Here is a 19459-nt window from a genome sequence, read left to right as displayed (position 1 = left end):
CCTCGTAACCCATCTCCGCGTAACTCATCTCCGCGGAATCCCGCACCACACAGCCACCCGCCTGTCGGCCGGGCCATCAGGGCTGGGCCGTCAGAGCCGGGCCGTCACAGAGAACAGGTTCACCATCCAGCGCTCGTCGAGAGCGCTCATCACGAGAATCGAGGACTCGCCATGGAGCGTCGTTCCATGCTCAAGGGTGGAGCCGCCGCCGCGTTCGGCGCGCTCGCCATCACCGCCGTCACCAACGGGGGCGGCCTGGCCGAGGCGTCCCAGAAGTACCCCGGCCTGCTCCCGGACCCGGCCACCACGCCGGTGCCGAACCCTCCCTACCCCCACGACCTGACCCGCGCCGAGCGCAAGCACCTGGAGACCTTCGACGAGCTGGACTTCGAGATCTTCACCCACGCCGACTGGTCCCGCCTGGGCGAGAGCCACGCGAAGAACGTCCGCGTGCACTGGCCTGACGGGCACTACACCGACGGCATCGACAAGCACATCAAGGACCTCGCCGCCCTCTTCGTGTGGGCACCCGACACCCGCATCCTGTCCCACCCGCTCCGGGTCGCCAAGAACGAACTGACCGCGGTCACCGGCGTGATGCAGGGCACCTTCACCCGCCCCATGCCCGACGGGAACGGCGGCTTCATCCAGCCGACCGGCAAGAAGTACTCCATCAACATGGCCACCGTCGGCCTCTGGAACCGCGGGGGCACCATGGACGAGGAGTTCCTGTTCTGGGACAACCAGACCTTCTACAGCCAGATCGGCCTCGGCGGCTGAGCCGGTGAGCGCGGCCCGGCCGGGGAAGTGCCACCCCGGCCGGGCCGACGCGGTCCGTGCGAGCCGACGCGATTCGTGCGAGTCGACGGTGGGCGAGTCGACGGCGGACCAGGTGAGGACCGGCCCGGCTGTGATGCCCCGGTTCGTTTGTGGTCGGCGAGCCGGGACAGTTGCCGCGATCGCCGGTCGTATCCCGTTGCAGACACGGCCACCACACCCGGCTGAACTTTGTCGCGCACGCCCCGAGCCGCATGGACAGTCCGCTGTGTGCGGCGGAGATTGTCGAGGGCCGGGCCCCGCGCCTCGCGGGGGCCATCAATCACGGGGGCTTTCGATGGACCGTGCGTACTTAGTCGAGAACCGCTACTCGCACCTGGAAGACCTGCGGCGGGTCCGCAGCCTGAACTACGAGGTCGCCAGCGCGACCAGTGTGTTCGAGGAGCAGGTGCAGGCCGAGCTCGCGGAGGCGCGTACCGCGCACCTCCGCGAGGAGCTGGGCCGGGCGCTGGTGGGCTACCAGCGCTTGCAGGCGTTGATCCTGAAGACGGTCAACCCCGCGCTGCCCGTCGGCCAGAGCCGGACTCCGCAGTTCAGGGCGCCCCATGTCGCGGGGCTCTTCGACGCGATCCTGACCGGGTCCCTCCAGGTGCTGCGGCGCACCCCGCCGCCCGTCCCGTCCCTCCCGCCGGAGATCGTGGGACCGGTACGGCTCGACGACACCGTGGGCAAGGAACTTGACCTCGCGCTCAGCGGCGGGCTGCGCCAGCCCACCGAGGTCGACCTCGTCGCGCTGCACATGGAGAACGCCGCCTCGGCGGTGGAGCAGGAGGACTGGCAGGGCGCACGGGACTCCTACACGGAGGCGCTGAAAGCGGTGCCCCGCGACGAGAACCAGATGCGTGGCTTCCTCCAGCGCGACCTCGCGATCCTCCAGGAGCGGAACGGTCGGCGGGACACGGCGCTGGAGACCATGCAGGAGGCCGTCAAGACCTTCAAGAGGGCCGGTGACTCCGAGGGCCAGGTGCGGACGTTCACCGCTCTCGCCGGCGTGCTGCGGCGGGCCGGGCAGCGGGAGCAGGCCGAGAAGACCGACGCCGAGGCCAAGAAGCTGGCCGCGGAGCGCGGCATCCACGCCGTCGGCATCGATCTGCCCGCGCGGCGGGTGGGCGTCAGCGCGACCGTCCAGGGCGGCGGCGCGGACGGCGCGGTGCTGCTCGCGCTGCGTTACGCGACGAAGCAGAGCGCGGGTAGGCATCTCGTACTGAACACCGAATCCGGCCTGCACACCGTGGATCTGGACACGGGCGGCGAGGGCGGCGAGGACAGCGGGAGCGGCGGGGGAGGCGGGGGCGGCGGCAACGGTCTGCGCCGGCACCTGGAGGCGCTGGCGTCGACCAAGGACCTGTCGCTGCTGCACGTACAGGCGCTGTCTCCGCCCGTCCTGGTCGCCTATCTGCCGCACGTGTACTTCTTCGTGCTGCCCATGTCCATCGCGGACACCCTCGCGGAGATGGGCGACTTCGCCGCGGCCGAGCGCCAGTACCTGACCGCCGCGGCGTATCCCTTCCTCAACGTGCATGTCGAACTGCCCAAGGTGTGGACGCGGCTGGCCGAGCTCTATCTGGCCTGGGGCGACGCCCTCTACCGGGCCGGCGGCAATGATCTGGCGGCGGCGGCCGCCGCGCGGCCCGTCTACGAGCGGATCGTCCGGCGGGACGGCACCCTCCCCGCATCGGATCTCTACCGCGGACGGCTGGCTCCCATGGCGCCTCGCGCCCAGGCGGTGCTGGCCGCCGCCGATCCGACGGTTCTGGACGAGAACCCCGTCGTCATCGGCGCGCTGCTGAACGCCCGGGCCAGGCTCGGACAACTGGCGGCAGGCCTCAACTTCTTCGGCATTCCGCCGGACTATCTGCCTCCCTTCGGGTTCACGCACCTGCAGAACACCGCGCGGTACTTCGCCCAGCACGCCGCGGCGATCGAGCAGAGCTACATCCAGTTCAAGTCGCAGGCGGAGAACGAGGAGTTCCGCCGGGAGCAGATGGACCAGCAGGCCGACCTGGCGCGCGCCTCGGTGGAGCTGGAGCGGCGCGGCGTCGACGAGGCACGGGCCGGTGAGCGGGTCTCCAGGGCAGGGCTGAACTACGCGGAGACCCAGCGGGCGAACGCCGTCCAGTCGGCGAACGACTTCGCCAACATACGCTGGGACCTTCTCCAGCTCACCCAGCTGGAGGCATGGGCGTCGGCGCAGTCGGTGAGCGCCGACGACGAGGTGCGGCTGAACATCCCCGACTCGTGGTCGGCGTACAGCACCGGGTCGAAGCGCCGCAGTCACGTCATTCAGGAGCTGTCGGCCAAGCGCACGCTCATCACCCATGACCTGGAGGCCGCCCGGCTGAGCCGCGAGATCGCCTCCTCCACCGCCTACAAGGCGGTGGCCCAGCAACAGGTGCTGCAAGCACAGAGCCGGGTCGCCGTGGCCCAGCAGCGGGTGGTCGTCGCCCAGCTCCAGGAACGGCACGCGAAGGAGAACCAGGAGTTCCTGGACCAGAAGGAGTTCGGCGCGCGGCTGTGGTACGAACTGGCCCGCACGATGCGCGCGTTGTCCCAGCGCTACCTGGACATGGCGGTCGAGGTCGCCGTACTGATGGAGCGCGCCTACGAGGGGGAGACCGGCCGCGACCTCCGCAAGATCCGCTTCGACTACCACATCCCGGCCACCCTCGGGCTGCTCGGCGCGGACACCCTGCTGAGGGACATCGACTACTTCACCCTCGACCACGTGACCACGACGCGCACCAAGAAGGCGCCGGTCAAGGTGACGCTCTCGCTCGCCGACCTGTACCCGATGGCCTTCGACGCGCTGCACCGTACCGGCCAGGCGTTCTTCGAGACCACGATGGAGCAGTTCGACCGGTTCTACCCGGGGCTGTATCTGCAGAAGCTGCACAACGTCGAGCTCGCCCTCGTCGGTGTCACCGGGGTCGGCGAGGTGCACGGCACGCTGCGCAACATCGGTGTCTCCAGCTTCCGCGACCAGTCCGGCTCGATCCGCCAGCAGGTCTACCCCTCGGACGTGATGCCGCTCTCGCGCTACGACATCCGGCAGGACGCGCTGGTCTTCCGCGCCGACCCCAACGAGCTGAGGCTCTTCGAGAACAACGGGGTCGCCACCATGTGGCAGCTCGATCTGCCGCCCGGCGCCAACGACTTCGACCTCGACGACATCCTGGACGTCCAGGTGGTCCTGTGCTTCGACGCCTTCCACGACACCGACATCGAGGACGCCGTACGCGCCTCGCTGCCCACCTCGGGCACGGCGTCGCGCTCCACCTCGCTGCGGCTGGTCGCACCGGACGAGCTGTTCTTCCTGCGCAACTCCGGCGAGGCCGAACTCGCCTTCGTACCGGGCGACTTCCCGCGCTTCCAGAAGAACCTGGTGCGCCGGTCGGCGACCCTGCGCGTGAGCGGACCCGCGTCCCTGGCGGCCGGTCTCGTCCTGCGGATCACCCCCGACAGCACGGGTACCGAACTCGTCGTCACGACCGACGCCGACGGCATGGTGGCCGGTTCCGCCCCGGGCGATCCGCTGGGTTCACTGATCGGCCATCCGATGCTCGACGTCTGGAAACTCCGGATCACCGCGGCCGACAACCCCGGCCCGATCGGTGAGGACGGCACCTTGGACCTCGGCGCGCTGACCGACGTCCAGGTGTTCCAGGAGTACGGATTCGACTACCGATAGGGGCTCTGCCATGGCTAACGGAACAGAGGCCACCGCGGTCTCTCCTCCGGCGGGCACGGGCAACGCCCCGGGGCTCGGCGAGGCATTCACACTGGACCTCAACACCGGCCAGGGCGGCTACACGGTCGCCCTGCCCATGCCCGAAGGGGTGGCAGGACTCAAGCCGGACCTGCGACTGCGCTACGCCCACGGCAGCGGCGTCTCGCCGTTCGGCCAGGGCTGGACCATGCCGCTGCGCCGGATCGACCGCAGCCTCGACCTGGGCGTCCCAGGCGAGAGCGGCGTCGAGCGCTACCACGACGGGGGCGTGGAGCTCGTCGAGGTCGCCCCCGGCGAGCACCGCGCGCTGGTGGAGAGCGCGTACGCCCGCTACCGCCGCCACAACGGCGGTTGGATCGTCGACGAGCGCACCGGCCTGAGCTCCGAACTCGGCACGACCGCCGCCGGACGCGTCACGGCTCCCGGCCACCCCGAGCGCGTGGTGTCCTGGCTGCTGGAACGCACCATCGACACCTCGGGCAACGAGATCCGCTACACATGGGACATCGTCGACGGCACGCCGTACCTGAAGTCCGTCACCTGGGCGCACCACACCGCGCGCCTGACCTACGAGAACCGGCCCGACGTCCACCGCAACGGCCGGGCGGGCTTCCTGCGGACGCTCACCCGCCGGGCGACCGCGATCGAGCTGTACGTCGAGGAGGCCGCGGGACCCCGTCGTACCCGGACCTGGGTACTGGGCTACGAACAGGCCGCGGGCAGCGGTGTGTCGCTGCTCTCCTCGGTGGGCCTTGTCTCGCACGGCTCGGACGCCACCGGGCCGGACGTGGTGCGACGGCCGCAGCGATTCGGGTACGCGCAGCTGGAGTTGAGCACGGCGCACGCCAGGTTCATCCGGCCGGAGGGCGCGCCGCCGCCCTCGCTGAGCGACCCGCAGACCACGCTGGTTCAGCTCGACGACCTGCCGGTACCGGGCGTGCTCAGCGCGGCGAGCGGCAGGCACGTGTACTGGCCGGCGAGCGGCGACGGCACCTGGAGTCCGCCGCGTCCGGTCAACACCCCGCACGCCTCGGCACTGTCCGGCGAGACCGTGCTGCTCGACCTCGACGGCAACGCCTCCGTCGACATGCTGGTCGCGTCCGGCCCGCGCACCTTGCAGGGCTACTACGAGAACGGCGGCCCGGACGGATTCCGGCGGTTCGTCGCCTACCCGCGTGACGCCCGCGCACTGCCGTCCTTCACCGACCCCCGGGTACGGCTGGCCGACCTGGACGGCGACGGCCGCATCGACGCCGTCCGCGGCGGCACCCGCGGGTACGCGGCGTTCCGCAACGCGGGCGCCGCGGGCTGGCACGAACCGACGGCGGTGCCGAGGGGAGACGGAGTCGACGGCCCGGACGTCGACCTCGCCGATCCGCTGGTGCGCCTGGCCGACATGACCGGCGACGGACTGCCCGACCTGGTCCGGCTGCGCTCCGGCCGGATCGAGTACTGGCCCAACCTCGGGCACGGCCGGTTCGGCGCCGTCGTCGTGATGACCGGCTCCCCGCGGCTGCGGGCCGACGCCTCCGCACTGCTGCTGGTGGACATCGACGGCGACGGGTGCGGCGATCTGGTGCAGGTCGACGGCGACGGCGTACGCGTCTGGCTGAACCGGTCGGGTCAGGGCTGGTCCCCGCCGCACTTCGATCCGCTGGTGCCGCCCCCGGTGCCGGGCACGCTGCGCGCCGCGGACACCGCCTCAGACGGCAGGGCCGCGCTGGTCTGGAACTCACCGAGGGCGGGACTGGAGGCATACGTCGCCTACGAGTTCGGGTCCCAGACCCCTCCGTACGTGCTGACGAGTGTCGACAACGGCGCGGGGCTCGTCTCGCGGATCAGCTATCGCTCCTCGGTCGACGACGCCCGGCGCGACCGGGCGGCGGGGCAGCCATGGCCGACCCATCTGCCCTTTCCGGTGACCGTCGTCGCCGCCACGAGCGAGCACGACACGGTGACCGGCCGGGTCGCGGAGAGCCGGTACGCGTACAGCGACGGCCACTTCGACCCGGTGACCAGGCAGTTCCAGGGCTTCGGGCGGGTCGAGAAACGCGAGATCGGTGACGCCAGCCGACCCGACACACTCACCGTGCTGCGCTTCCTCATCGGCGAGGACCGCAAACCCGGCAACACCCGGCGGCACGCCGCGCTCAACCGCCTCCAGCACCGCAACGAGGTCTATCAGCTCGACGGCACAGCGGCCGAGCCACTGCCGCTCCTGATCGAGGAGTCGGAGCACCAACTCGACGTACTCGATGTGCTGCCCGACGGCCGGGAGCGGATCAGGATCGCCGTACGGCGAAGCCGCCGCCGCTGGCGGGAACGCACGCTCGACGAGCGGATCGAGGAGCACACCTACGCCTACGACGACGCCGGCAACGTCGTCGAGGACGTATGGCGGGCCTCCGGCACCCGCGACGGCGTCGAACAGCCGCCGCAACTGGTGCGCAGCACCGTCGAATACGTGTCGAACGAGGCACGCAACCTCATCGACCGGCCCTGCCGGCTGGTCAAGCGCGACGCCTCGGGAACGCTGCTGGCCGACCTGCGCAAGCACTACGACGGCCCGGCCTTCACCGGCCTGCCGCTGGGCGATGCGGACCGCGGACTGCTCACCCGCGAACTGGAATGGGCGGGCACTCGCGCCGACATCGAGGCGCACTACACCGGCATGGACCTCGCCGATCTCGGATACGTCATCGCGACGGACGCCGACGGACGCGAGTCCGTCTTCGCACCGCGTGCCCGCAGCGAGTACGACGCGGCCGGGCGCGAGATCGCGGCCAGGACACCGCTCGGTGTCGAGACGCGCTTCGGCTACGACACCTCCGGCGTCTTCCGGGTGCGCGAGGACGGCGCGCTCGGCCTGACCGAGCGTCAGGTCGACCCGGGCACCGGGCAGATCCTGCTCACCCGCGCCCCCGACGGCGTGGAAACGGCCATGCGCTACGACGCGCAGGGCCGGCTGGCCGCGCTGATCCTGCCCGGCGACACCGAGGACCTGCCGACCCGGAGCTACGCCTACCACGACCACGTGGTGCCGCACGCGGTACGGGTGTCCTACCGGCTGACACCGGGTGCGGCGGACACGCTGGAAACGGCCGTCTACTTCGACGGACTCTCCAAGGAGATCCAGCGGCGGGTCCGGGCGCGGCCGGACACCGTACTCGTCTCCGGAACAGTGCAGCCCAACGCGTGGGGCGACCCGCTCGCCGAGCACGAACCGTCCTTCGCCACCGGCCTCGACTACGCCGCCGGGCCCACGACCGGGGCGGCGCGGAGGTTCTTCTACGACGCACAGGGACGCGCGGTGCGCACTGTCGACTACGGCGGCGGCGTGTCGACCGTGGTCTACCGCCCCTTCGAGGCGGAGAGCCGCGACGGCCTCGGCCGTACCCGACTGGACCGGATGGACCCGGCCCACCGCCGGGTCGCCGTGGTCGAGGACCCGGCGGGCACCGCCATGACCACCACGTACACGGTCGGCGTGCTGGGCGAACTGCTCGCCGTGGCCGACCAGCACGGCGTCGCGACAAGCCATACCTACGACGCCTGCGGAAACCGGCTGACCGTCGACTCCCGCGAGGCCGGAGAGCGCACCCTCTTCTACGACGCGGGCAAACGGGTCGTCCGCACCATCGACGCGCGCGGCGTCGACATCAGCGCAGACTTCGACGACTCCGAGCGGATGACAGAGGTGCGCGCGGACGGGGCGGTGCTGGAGAGCTACACGTACGACGATCTCGCGACCGGCGGGCTCGGCAGGCTGCGGGAGGTGAGCTACCCCGGAGGCGGCCAGCGCTTCGCCTACGACGCGCGGGGCGATGTGACCACCCAGGAGTGGTTCGTCGACGGGCACCCGGCGCCGCACCGGCTGGAGTTCGCCCACAACGGGCTGGGCCGGATCACCGCGGTCACCTACCCCGACGGCTCGGAGCTGCGCTACACGTACAGCCCCAACGGCGTGGTCGTCGCCATCGAGGGGATCATCGACGACATCGAGTACAACGCCCGCATGCTGCCGGTGCGGGTGCGCTACGCCAACGGCGTCGAGACCACCATGACCTACACCGCGGGACCGGGACGGGTGGCCCACCAGCGGGCGGTCGCGCCCGACGGCACCGTGCTGGAGGACGCCCGCTACTCCTACGACGTACTGACCCAGCTCATCCGCGCCGACGACGGCACGACCGTCACCGACTACTCCTACGACCCGCTCGCCCAACTCGTCGCCACGTCCGAGACCACGCACGGCGGGACGACCCCGCAGCGCACGGACTACACGTACTCCGGCCGTGACCTGAGTGCGTTCGGCGAGCGCGACGCGCTCCTCGCGTACGGCGACACCGCGCACCCACGCCGGCCCACCTCGGTCACGGAGGCGGGCGGCACTCCGGAGGCGCTCACCTACGACGCCAACGGCAACCTCACCGTTCTGCCCGGCCGCACCCTCTCCTACGACGCCAAGAACCAGCTGTCCCGCGCCGAGCGCCCGTCCGTCATCAGCGACTACGCCTACGACCACACCGGCATGCGGGTACACAAACGCGTCGTCGACCGGTCCAGCGGCAACGCGGTCGTCACCGACACCGTCTTTCTCGGGCGCTGGGCGGAGATACGCGGCGGAGTACTCGCTCGCTTCGCCGTACTCGGCATGGTCCGCGTCGCACTCCTGCGCGGCCCGGCCACCACATGGATCCACACCGACCAACTGGGCAGCGCGACCTACTTCACCTCCGACACCGGCACCGAACTGGCCCGGCTGCGCTACACACCCTTCGGGAACCGCAAGACGGCGGCCGGGACGGCCCCGCACGTCGTCTTCGCCCTGCACGAATGGGACGACGAAGCGGGCCTCTTCTTCATGCGCCGCCGCTACTACGCCCCCGACCTCGGCCGCTTCGTCACACCCGACGGGCTCTATCTGCTGCGGCCGGAACAGGGCGTCGACGACCCGCGCACGCTGTCGCTCTACACCTATGTGGGCAACGACCCGCTGAACAACGTCGATCCGACCGGCACCTCGTTCTGGAGCGTGGTCGGCGCGATCGTCGGGGTCATCGTCGGCGTGGTGGCGGCGGTCCTCATCGTCGCGGCCTTCGCCTGCGGCATCGGATTCGGGCTGCTGGCCATCGCGGGACTGATCGGACTGGTCACCGCGGGCTACGCACTGGCCTCGGCGAACGCCGGCAACGGCTTCGGCGAGTTCATGCGGGGCTTCCTCATCGGCCTGAACGCCGGACTCAACGCCACGCTCCTCACCGCGATGGGCCTCGGCGTCGTCGGGGTCGCCATCGGCGTGCTGATCTTCCTCGGTTCCTTCGACTCCATCGCGAGCAGCGACGTCTACCAGGGCTTCCTCGGCTGGGGCAACTGGCTCATGCCGATGTCGTGGCTCGTCGTGGGCCTCGGACTGGTCTTCTTCGTCCTCAACGTCCTCGGCTGGGCCTTCACCCTGGGCCAGGTCGACGCGCTGAACATCCAGAAGATCAGGGTGGACTGGAAGACCGGCACCATCTTCCTGAAGGGCGGGTGGATCAGCAATCTCAACAAGTACAAGACCGCTTTCAACATGGGCAACTTCGCCTTCATCCACAAGGACTCCACCGACGACCATCTCGAGCACGAGGCCGGGCACAGCCTCAACCTCGCGGCCTTCGGAAGCGCCTTCCATCTGATCGGCTTCGTCGACGAGGTGCTCCTCGGCAACCGCAGCCGGGCCTTCTCCGAACGGCTGGCCGACGGGAATGAGCCACCGGCGTCGAGGCCCTCGACGGCGCTTCCCATGTGGAGCTAGTGTCCTGCGCCAGTAGTTGATCGTTAGTAGTTGTGTGACTACTACTGCTGGTGCGTCAGTTCCTCGTCGGGGTCCCAAATTGGAGCCGTTGCTGCTGTCCGGGGAGGAGCGGGCGGAGTTGGAGCGGTGGACACGTCGGGCGACATCGGCCCAGGCCCTGGCGCTGCGGGCTCGGATTGTCCTGGCGTGTGCGGGGCCGGAAGTACCGCCGATTGTCGCGGTCGCCCGGGAGTTGCGGGTGGCCGCGGACACGGTCCGCAAGTGGCGGCGCCGGTTTCTCGCCGAGCGGCTGGACGGTCTGGTCGACGAGCCCAGGCCGGGCCGGCCGCCCACCATCGGCGTCGACCAGGTGGAAGCGGTAGTGGTCACCACGCTGGAACAGCTGCCGAAGAACGCCACCCACTGGTCCAGGAAATCGATGGCCCAGCACAGCGGCCTGTCGAAGTCGACCGTGGGCCGGATCTGGCGCCAGTTCCAGCTCAAGCCGCATCTCGCGGACACCTTCAAGCTGTCGACAGACCCGCTGTTCGTGGAGAAGGTCTACGACGTCGTGGGCCTGTACTTCAACCCGCCCGAGGGTGCGGTGGTGCTCTCGGTGGACGAGAAGTCGCAGATCCAGGCCCTGGACCGGTCCCAGCCGGTGCTGCCGATAATGCCGGGCATGCCCGAGCGGCGCACCCACGACTACGTCCGCAACGGCCTGACCACTCTGTTCGCCGCCTTCGATGTCGCCACCGGCGAGGTCATCACGGCCCTGCACCGCCGGCACCGGGCCGTGGAGTTCAAGAAGTTCCTCATCCGGATCGACAAGGAGGTGCCCGCTCACCTGCAGATCCACTTGATCGTGGACAACTACGGCACCCACAAGACCCCGGCGATCAAGACATGGCTGGCCAAGCACCCGCGGTTCGAGCTGCACTTCACCCCTACCGGCTCTTCCTGGATCAACCAGGTCGAGCGGTGGTTCGGCTACCTCGCCCACCAAATGATCCGCCGCGGCGCACACAAGAACGTCCAGGCCCTCGAAGCCGACATCCGCGCCTGGGTCAAAGACTGGAACCAAGACCCCAAGCCGTTCATCTGGACCAAGACCGCCGAAGAGATCCTCGACTCCCTCGCCCGCTTCTGCCGACGGATCTCTGGCGCAGGACACTAGGTCGTGTCCGCGGTCGGCGGTTGTCGGCCTGGTTGCTGAACCAGGCCGACAACCGCCGACCCGATTGCCGAACGAACTGTCGCTGCGCGCGCGGCTCCGTGCCCGTTTCACGGGTCGCCGACGCCGCACCCGCCTTTCATGAACCACCACCGATGAAGCACTCCGGCCGGACCAACTCCCTGAGGCCTCCCTCTCCCTGTCGACCTCCCAGTCGGCGTCCGATATTTCGTCCGTGGTTCGAAGTTTCGGTGCTGAAACATAGGGCCGTGCCCGAGGCACGTCAATACCCTTGCTGTGAACCGGTGTTGAGGGCCGTGGCTCAAACTCCGCGTGCTTCCGCCGCGTTACTCAAACGTGACGCCCTCCTGCTGCTGAACCCCTTGACCGAGGTGAATTGTTAGCGCTCACAATGACCTCCGCAATCACCCGCCGACTCCAGGGAGGAACGACCATGGCGCTCACCGCGTCCCAACTCGCCTCCGTGGCAAACGACATGGGGCTCCGGGCCGACCGGGTGAGCCGTGTCGGCCGGTTACCGTCGTCGCGGGCCGGGCCCGACCCTGCGGAGGCGTCCACGCGGGTCACAGGGATCTTCCGGTATACGACCGCCAAGGAGGTGCGGCCATGGCACAATCGCAGCTTCGGCCGCCCACCATGGCCGATGTCGCGCGACTGGCGGGCGTGTCCCACCAGACCGTTTCCCGTGTGCTGGGGGATCACCCCAACGTGCGGGACGAGACTCGGGCCAGGGTGCTGCACGCGATCGAGGAAATGGGCTACCGCCGCAACTCCTCCGCACGAGCCCTGGTCACCCGGCGCACTCGGACCCTGGGTGTCGTCGCCTCCGACACGACGCTCTACGGTCCGGCCAGCACCCTGTTCGCACTCGAAGAGGCGGCGCGTGCCGAGGGCTACCTCGTCTCCACGGTCAGTCTGCGCAAACTGACTGTCGAGAAGCTGTCCGAAGCCCTGGACCACCTCAGCGAGGGCGGCGTGGAGGGAGTGGTCGCCATCGCTCCGCAGCGGTCGGCGGTCGAGGCACTCGCCGGACTCCGCCACCCGTTCCCGGTGGTGACCGTGGGCAGCGGCCCTGGCGTGGGCATTCCCTGCGTCAACGTGGACCAGCACCTGGGCGCACGACTGGCCACCGGTCACCTGCTGGCCGCGGGCCACCGTACGGTCTGGCACCTCGCCGGACCCGAGGACTGGCAGGAGGCGGCCGACCGGGCCGCCGGCTGGCGGGCGACCCTCGACGAGGCCGGAGTCGAACCGCCGATGTCCCTGCGCGGGGACTGGAGCCCACTGTCGGGCTACCGGGCGGGCCAGGAGCTGGCCGGCTGGGTGGGCAGGGGGCTGACCGCGGTCTTCGTCGCCAACGACCAGATGGCGCTTGGGGTGTTACGGGCCCTGCGGGAAGCGGGCGTGCGCACTCCCCAGGACGTCGCGGTGGCCGGCTTCGACGACATCCCGGAGTCGGAGTTCTTCGCCCCACCGCTCACCACCGTCCGGCAGGACTTCGCGGCGGTGGGCAAGCGGAGCATCGCCCTGCTCCTGGACCTGATCGAGGGCCGTGACCCGGCCGGGACGCCCCGGCTGGCCATCGAGCCCCAACTCGTCGTCCGGGCCAGCACGTTCCCGTACACCTCCGACCAGGGCGCTCCTCCAGGCCGGCGCGGCACCTGACGGCCGGATTTCGCCCCATCATTTTGCCCGATATTTCGAACAATGATCGGCAGGCTGGACGTTGCGCAGCCTGTCCCGCCGAGTAGCAAGCGCGTACCAGCGGGCCCTTCCGGGCCGGCTCTTCAAAGGAGAAGACACATGCTCAACCGAAGGAACTTCCTCACCGCGGCGGTCGGCGTCGCGGCCGCGGGCGGCCTGGCGGCCTGCGCCAAGGAGGACGAGGGAGGCTCCTCGAACTCCAGCAGCAGCGGCGGCGGCAAGAAGCTCACCCTGGGCTTCTCCCAGGTCGGCTCGGAGAGCGGCTGGCGCACCGCCAACAGCGACTCGGTGAAGGCGTCGGCCAAGGAGGCCGGCTACACCCTCAAGTTCTTGGACGCGCAGCAGAAGCAGGAGAACCAGATCTCCGCGATCCGCAGCTTCATCGCCCAGAAGGTGGACGTCATAGCCTTCTCGCCGGTCGTCGTCACCGGCTGGGACGCGGTGCTCAAGGAGGCCAAGGCCAAGAAGATCCCGGTCGTCCTCACCGACCGCTCCGTCGAGACCGACGACAAGTCCCTGTTCGTCACGCTCGTCGGCTCGGACTTCACGGACGAGGGCCGGCGCGCGGCCAAGATCCTGGAGAAGGTCCTGGAGAAGGCCGGCCACAAGGGCGCCGTGAAGATCGCACAGCTGGAGGGCACCACCGGTGCCGCCCCGGCGATCGAGCGCGCCAAGGGCTTCAAGGAGGTCATGGACGCGGACCACAAGGACGACTGGAAGATCGTGGTCAGCCAGACCGGTGACTTCACCCGCGCCGGAGGCAAGCAGGTCATGGCGGCCTTCCTGCAGTCCAACCCGGACATCGACGTGCTGTTCGCGCACAACGACGACATGGGCATCGGCGCCATCCAGGCCATCGAGGCGGTCGGCAAGAAGCCCGGCAAGGACATCCTCATCGTCACGGTCGACGGCGTGAAGGACGGCTTCGTCGCCATGTCCGAGGGCAAGATCAACGCCATCGTCGAGTGCAACCCGCTGCTCGGCCCCCAGCTGATGGAGGTCGTCCAGAAGGTCAAGGACGGCGAGACGGTCGAGCCTTGGATCAAGACCGAGGAGAGCGACTTCATGCAGGACCAGGCCAAGGCCGCGCTCCCGAACCGCAAGTACTGACCGGCGGGTGCCGACTCCCGCACGTACTGACGCGCGGGTGTCGACCCGCACGTACTGACCGACCGCACCCACCGCCAGGGAGCCCCCTCCCGGCCGAGTTTCGCCCGGCCGAGTCCTCCGCCCGGAGGGCTGCCCAGGGGGCTCCCCGCGGGCCTGAACGAAATCCATGAGGAGCGCTGCCATGGCAGAGCCGCTGCCCGTCCTGGAGATGACGGGCATAGTCAAAGAGTTTCCGGGGGTACGGGCTCTGTCGGGTGTCGACTTCCGGCTCTTCCCCGGCGAGATCCACGCCCTGCTCGGCGAGAACGGCGCCGGCAAGTCCACCCTCATCAAGGTGCTGACCGGCGTCCACTCCCTGGACGGCGGCACCATCACCCTCAACGGCACGTCCGTGCGGTTCGCCAGCCCCTCGCAGGCGCAGCACGCCGGTATCAGCACGGTCTACCAGGAGGTCAACCTCTGCCCCAACCTGTCGGTGGCGGAGAACATCTTCATCGGACGCGAACCCACCCGCTTCGGCCGCATCCAGTGGAAGCGGCTGCGCCGGGAGGCCGCCGAGCTGGTCGACCGGCTCGGCCTCGACATCGACGTCACCGCGCCGCTGTCCTCGTACCCGCTGGCCGTTCAGCAACTGGTCGCGATCGTACGGTCGGTGGGCACCGGAGACGCCGATGGCCAGGGGGCGGGCACCAAGGTGCTCATCCTCGACGAGCCGACCTCCAGCCTCGACCGTGACGAGGTCCTCGAACTCTTCGGCCTGATGCGGCGGTTGAAGGACGAGGGCGTCGCGATCCTGTTCGTGTCGCACTTCCTGGACCAGATCTACGAGGTCTGCGACCGGATGACCGTCCTGCGCAACGGCACCCTGGTCGGCGAGCACATGGTCCGCGACCTCGACCAGGTCGGCCTCGTCCAGCTGATGATCGGCAAAGCCCTGGACCAGCTGGAGGAACTGCACGACCACCAACTCCACTCCGACGTGGGGGAGTCACTGCTCACGGCGGACGGCGTCGGCCGGACCGGCGGCATCGCCCCCTTCGACCTGGAGATCAAGAAGGGCGAGGTCATCGGACTCGCCGGACTCCTCGGATCGGGCCGCACCGAGCTCGCCCGGCTGCTCTTCGGCGCCGACCAGCCCGACAGCGGCAAGGTGACCATCGGCGGCGAACAGGTCTCAATGAGCGCCCCGAACGACGCGATCGCCGCGGGCGTGGCGTTCTGCTCGGAGAACCGCAAGACCGAAGGGCTCGTACCGGACCTGACGGTGCGGGAGAACATCATCCTCGCCCTTCAGGCCTCCCGCGGCTGGACCCGCCCCATCCCGGCCGCCCAGCGCGACGAACTCGTCGCCAAGTACATCAAGGCCCTGGACATCCGGCCCGTCAACCCCGAGGCCAGGGTCGGCCAACTCAGCGGCGGCAACCAGCAGAAGGTGCTGCTGGCACGCTGGCTGATCACCCAGCCGAAACTGCTGATCCTGGACGAGCCGACGCGCGGCATCGACATCGGCGCGAAGGCCGAGATCCAGAAACTCGTGGTCTCGCTCTCCGAGGAGGGCATGGCCGTGCTGTACATCGCGGCCGAGCTGGAGGAGGTACTCCGGCTCAGCCACACCATCGGAGTGCTGCGTGACCGCAAACTGGTGGCGCAGCTCGCCAACGGGCCCGAGATCACCCCCACCCGGATCCTGGAGACCATCGCGAGCGGAGAGCACCAGTGACCACCGTGACCACCACTCCCCGATGGCGAGCGCTGACACACCATCACCTGTTCTGGCCGGTCGCCGTGCTGGTCGTCCTGCTGCTCGTCAACGTCCCCTTCACACCCGACTTCTTCGCCATCAAGATGACGGACGGCCACCTCTACGGCAGCCTCGTCTCGATCGTCCTGTTCGGCTCGCCCCTCATCCTCGTCGCGGTCGGCATGACCCTGGTCATCGCCACCGGCGGCATCGACCTCTCCGTCGGCGCCGTCGTCGCGATCACCGGGGCGCTGACCTGTTCGTACCTCAGTGACCAGGCCGACCAGGAAGCCCTCTCCGGGGTGCTGCTCGCGATGGCCATCGGCCTGGTGGCCGCGGTCGTCTGCGGCCTCTGGAACGGCTTCCTGGTCGCCAGGATGGGCATCCAGCCGATCATCGCCACGCTGATCATCATGGTCGCCGGGCGCGGAGTCGCCCAGCTCATCACCGACGGGCAGATCATCACCGTCAACAGCGAGCCGTACAAACTGATCGGCGGCGGCTACTGGCTGACGCTGCCGTTCTCCATCTTCGTCGTGGCCGCCGTGGTCGCCGTGACCGTGGCGCTGACCCGCCGCACGGCTCTCGGCCTGCTCGTCGAATCCGTCGGCGGGAACGCCGAGGCCAGCCGCCTGGTCGGCATCAGGTCCCGCCGCATCAAGATCATGGTCTACGTCTTCTGCGCGCTGTGCGCCGGGATCGCGGGCCTGATGATCAGCTCCAACACCTCGGCCGCGGACGGCAACAACGCCGGTCTGTGGATCGAACTGGACGCGATCCTGGCGGTCGTCATCGGCGGCACGTCACTCCTCGGCGGCCGGTTCTCGATCGGCGGCACAGTGGTGGGCGCCCTCGTCATCCAGACCCTGACCACCACGATCTACACCATCGGCGTACCGACCCAGACCAACCTGGTCTTCAAGGCCGCCGTCGTCATCATCGTCTGCCTGATGCAGTCCCCGAAGTTCCGCGCCAAGGTGTTCGGCGCGAGGGGTGGCGGCAAGCAGGCCGCGGCACCGGCCCCGGCGGACACGGCCCCGGCGGCCGACGCCGCTCCAAAGATGGAGGTGTCGTGATGAGCACGACCACCCAGCGCCCGACGGCGCCGGACAGCCGTACGCCAAGCAAGGCCGCGCGCGTACTCGCCGACCGACGGCTGCCCGTCCTGGTGACGGCCGTCCTCTTCCTCGTGATGTACGCCATCGGCCTGAGCCGGTACCAGAACTACGGCTTCGCCGAGGCGCAGGTCTTCCTGAACCTGTTCATCGACAACAGCTATCTGCTGGTCGCGGCGGTCGGCGCCACGTTCGTCATCCTCTCCGGCGGTATCGACCTGTCGGTCGGGTCGGTGATCGGCTTCACGACCATGTTCACGGCATGGCTGGTGGAACGTCAGGGCCTGCCGATCGTGGTGGTGATACCGATGGCACTCGCCGTGGGTGCCTTCGGCGGCTTCCTGATGGGCTATGTGATCCACAACTTCGAGATCCAGCCCTTCATCGTGACCCTCGCCGGCCTGTTCCTCTTCCGGGGCCTGTGCCTGGTCATCAGCAAGGAGTCCATCTCCATCGGCGACTCCTCCGTGAGCAGCATGGCCCAGACCCAGGTGTCACTGGGCGGAGCCTTCCTCTCCATCGGGGCCATCGTCGCGCTGGTGGTGCTGGCCGCGGCGTTCTACGTCCTGCACTACACGCGTTTCGGACGCCGGGTGTACGCCATCGGCGGCAACGAGCAGTCGGCCATGCTGATGGGCCTTCCGCAGGGCGGCACGAAGATCGCGGTGTACACGGTGAGCGGCTTCTGCTCGGCCCTGGCGGGCCTGCTCTTCACTCTCTACATCCAGTCCGGCGACCCCCTGCACGCCACCGGCATGGAGCTCGACGCGATCGCCGCGGTCGTCATCGGCGGCACGCTGCTCACGGGCGGCTCGGGCTACGTGATCGGCACGCTGTTCGGTGTCCTGGTCCTGGGCCTCATCAAGAGCCTCATCCAGTTCGAGGGCACGCTGAGTTCTTGGTGGACGAAGATCGCGACGGGCGTGCTTCTGTGCGCGTTCATCCTGATCCAGCGCGCGATGACGAGCCGCAGGAAGACCTGACTCGCCGACAGTTCCCGGCCGTTGGGCCCGCCCTGACCTCGGATGCGGTTGGCGAACCCGCCGGGCGAAGTAATTGTCGCGTGAGTCCCAGCGACACGCCGGGTTTACGGCGCGTCGCTGGGACTCACGGCCCACTTGCGCGGTGAGCAGGCGGCCTGATCCGTCTGACGGCTGCGAGGCGGGCGGCGATACTCGGCCCAGTGACTTCTTCCTCGCAGAGTTGGGCGCGTGCCGAGCGGCTTGATGCCGCCCGGACGCTCGACGACCTTCACACCCAGACCGGTGTCCGTTTGACACTGGACGGCCCCTGCCCAGGCGGGCAAGTCGGCGCAGCCTTTGTGCGTTGGCCCGACCACCACCGCTCCGTCCTGAAGTGGCGACCGCACAGCCGGGCGGCGGACATGCGGGCAGGAGCACTCGCCGTCACCGAAGCGCTGCGGTTGGCAGGCTATCCGGCACCGGCCACGGAGTTGATCGCCCAGGTCGGCCACGCGGTGGTCATGGTCCAGGAGCTCCTGCCGGGCACGACGATCGACCATCTCGACCAGCGCGGTCTGGAACAGGCTCTCGAACTCAACCAGTTGCAGGCGGACCGGCTTGCAGACCGCCCCGATGTCCCAGCGGTGGAACTTCACCTGCTGGAGGACGGCCCTGGCTACTGTCTGCACGAGCCCTTGCGTGAGCACAACCGCCGCAGCGCCGCCCTCGAACACTGGATCGCCGCTGTAGGCGCCGACTCCTCTGCTCAACTGGCCGGGCATGACGCCGTGCACATGGATTTCCACCCAGGCAACATTCTGGCGATAGATGGCGCCATCTCCGGGGTCATCGACTGGGACGGTGCCGCCCGTGGTGACCGGCGATTCGACCTGGTCACGCTGCGTTTCGGCATCCACACCAAGGATGCCGACCCGGGGGTGACGCAACATCTCGACGCCGTCCTCGACTCGCTCCCCGAGAACATCCTGCGGCCCTCGTGGGCTCACATGAGCCTACGCATGGTCGACTGGGCCATCAGACACTTCACCCCGGCCGACGTGGAGCGCTGGCTGGACTTGGCCGAACAACGGGTGAGTTGAGGCCGTGAGGGAGACCGATGTGTTCTTACCGTTCCTGATCTTGATCGGCGGCCTCGCCGTTGTTCTGGGCTTCCTTGCGTGGCTGGCCGCGCGCATTCGTCGTCGGGGCCTTGGGGGCGGGGCCCTGAGCGCCGCTCTGGCCTCCTACGAAGAGGCATTCCGCGTCACCGCTCACGAATCTCACGTTGAGAT

At 69.1% G+C, this 19459-nt stretch carries 10 protein-coding genes; all 10 read left to right on the top strand.

What is annotated here, in order from left to right; translation table 11 throughout:
• Nucleotides 1–171 precede the first annotated feature (171 nt).
• The 10 genes from OHA11_RS03680 to OHA11_RS03635 all read left to right on the top strand — a co-directional run bounded on the left by OHA11_RS03680 (nucleotide 172) and on the right by OHA11_RS03635 (nucleotide 19267).
• Nucleotides 172–780, top strand: coding sequence for an ester cyclase (locus OHA11_RS03680; protein ID WP_266491890.1), 609 nt, complete (start codon nucleotides 172–174; stop codon nucleotides 778–780).
• A 334-nt stretch (nucleotides 781–1114) separates the two neighbouring features.
• Nucleotides 1115–4525, top strand: coding sequence for a hypothetical protein (locus OHA11_RS03675; RefSeq protein WP_266491888.1), 3411 nt, complete (start codon nucleotides 1115–1117; stop codon nucleotides 4523–4525).
• A gap of 10 nt (nucleotides 4526–4535) precedes the next feature.
• A complete protein-coding gene (locus OHA11_RS03670; protein WP_266491886.1) occupies nucleotides 4536–10361 on the top strand; it encodes a toxin TcdB middle/N-terminal domain-containing protein in 5826 nt (1941 codons plus the stop codon).
• Between the two features lie 79 nt (nucleotides 10362–10440).
• A complete protein-coding gene (locus OHA11_RS03665; RefSeq protein ID WP_266491290.1) occupies nucleotides 10441–11517 on the top strand; it encodes an IS630 family transposase in 1077 nt (358 codons plus the stop codon).
• Between the two features lie 624 nt (nucleotides 11518–12141).
• Nucleotides 12142–13200, top strand: coding sequence for a LacI family DNA-binding transcriptional regulator (locus tag OHA11_RS03660; RefSeq protein ID WP_266491885.1), 1059 nt, complete (start codon nucleotides 12142–12144; stop codon nucleotides 13198–13200).
• Nucleotides 13201–13338: 138 nt separating this feature from the next.
• A complete protein-coding gene (locus tag OHA11_RS03655) occupies nucleotides 13339–14349 on the top strand; it encodes an ABC transporter substrate-binding protein (RefSeq protein ID WP_266491884.1) in 1011 nt (336 codons plus the stop codon).
• A 181-nt stretch (nucleotides 14350–14530) separates the two neighbouring features.
• Complete coding sequence (locus tag OHA11_RS03650) at nucleotides 14531–16069, top strand: sugar ABC transporter ATP-binding protein (protein ID WP_266491882.1); 1539 nt, start codon at nucleotides 14531–14533, stop codon at nucleotides 16067–16069.
• Between the two features lie 5 nt (nucleotides 16070–16074).
• A complete protein-coding gene (locus tag OHA11_RS03645; protein WP_266506918.1) occupies nucleotides 16075–17166 on the top strand; it encodes an ABC transporter permease in 1092 nt (363 codons plus the stop codon).
• Nucleotides 17166–18188, top strand: a complete 1023-nt coding sequence (gene yjfF / locus OHA11_RS03640) for a galactofuranose ABC transporter, permease protein YjfF (protein ID WP_266491881.1) — start codon at nucleotides 17166–17168, stop codon at nucleotides 18186–18188. Before OHA11_RS03645 ends, yjfF begins: the two co-directional genes overlap by 1 nt.
• Nucleotides 18189–18388: 200 nt before the next feature.
• Nucleotides 18389–19267, top strand: coding sequence for a phosphotransferase (locus OHA11_RS03635; RefSeq protein WP_323186513.1), 879 nt, complete (start codon nucleotides 18389–18391; stop codon nucleotides 19265–19267).
• Nucleotides 19268–19459: the final 192 nt, after the last annotated feature.

Source organism: Streptomyces sp. NBC_00878, assembly GCF_026341515.1.
GTDB lineage: Bacteria > Actinomycetota > Actinomycetes > Streptomycetales > Streptomycetaceae > Streptomyces.
This window is presented reverse-complemented; position numbering and strand designations above follow the sequence as displayed.

What these genes read in the sequence shown, in the direction of transcription:
- OHA11_RS03680 (WP_266491890.1), top strand. Translation starts at nt 172, where the DNA reads ATGGAGCGTCGTTCCATGCTCAAGGGTGGAGCCGCCGCCGCGTTCGGC.
- OHA11_RS03675 (WP_266491888.1), top strand. Translation starts at nt 1,115, where the DNA reads ATGGACCGTGCGTACTTAGTCGAGAACCGCTACTCGCACCTGGAAGAC.
- OHA11_RS03670 (WP_266491886.1), top strand. Translation starts at nt 4,536, where the DNA reads ATGGCTAACGGAACAGAGGCCACCGCGGTCTCTCCTCCGGCGGGCACG.
- OHA11_RS03660 (WP_266491885.1), top strand. Translation starts at nt 12,142, where the DNA reads ATGGCACAATCGCAGCTTCGGCCGCCCACCATGGCCGATGTCGCGCGA.
- OHA11_RS03655 (WP_266491884.1), top strand. Translation starts at nt 13,339, where the DNA reads ATGCTCAACCGAAGGAACTTCCTCACCGCGGCGGTCGGCGTCGCGGCC.
- OHA11_RS03650 (WP_266491882.1), top strand. Translation starts at nt 14,531, where the DNA reads ATGGCAGAGCCGCTGCCCGTCCTGGAGATGACGGGCATAGTCAAAGAG.
- yjfF (WP_266491881.1), top strand. Translation starts at nt 17,166, where the DNA reads ATGAGCACGACCACCCAGCGCCCGACGGCGCCGGACAGCCGTACGCCA.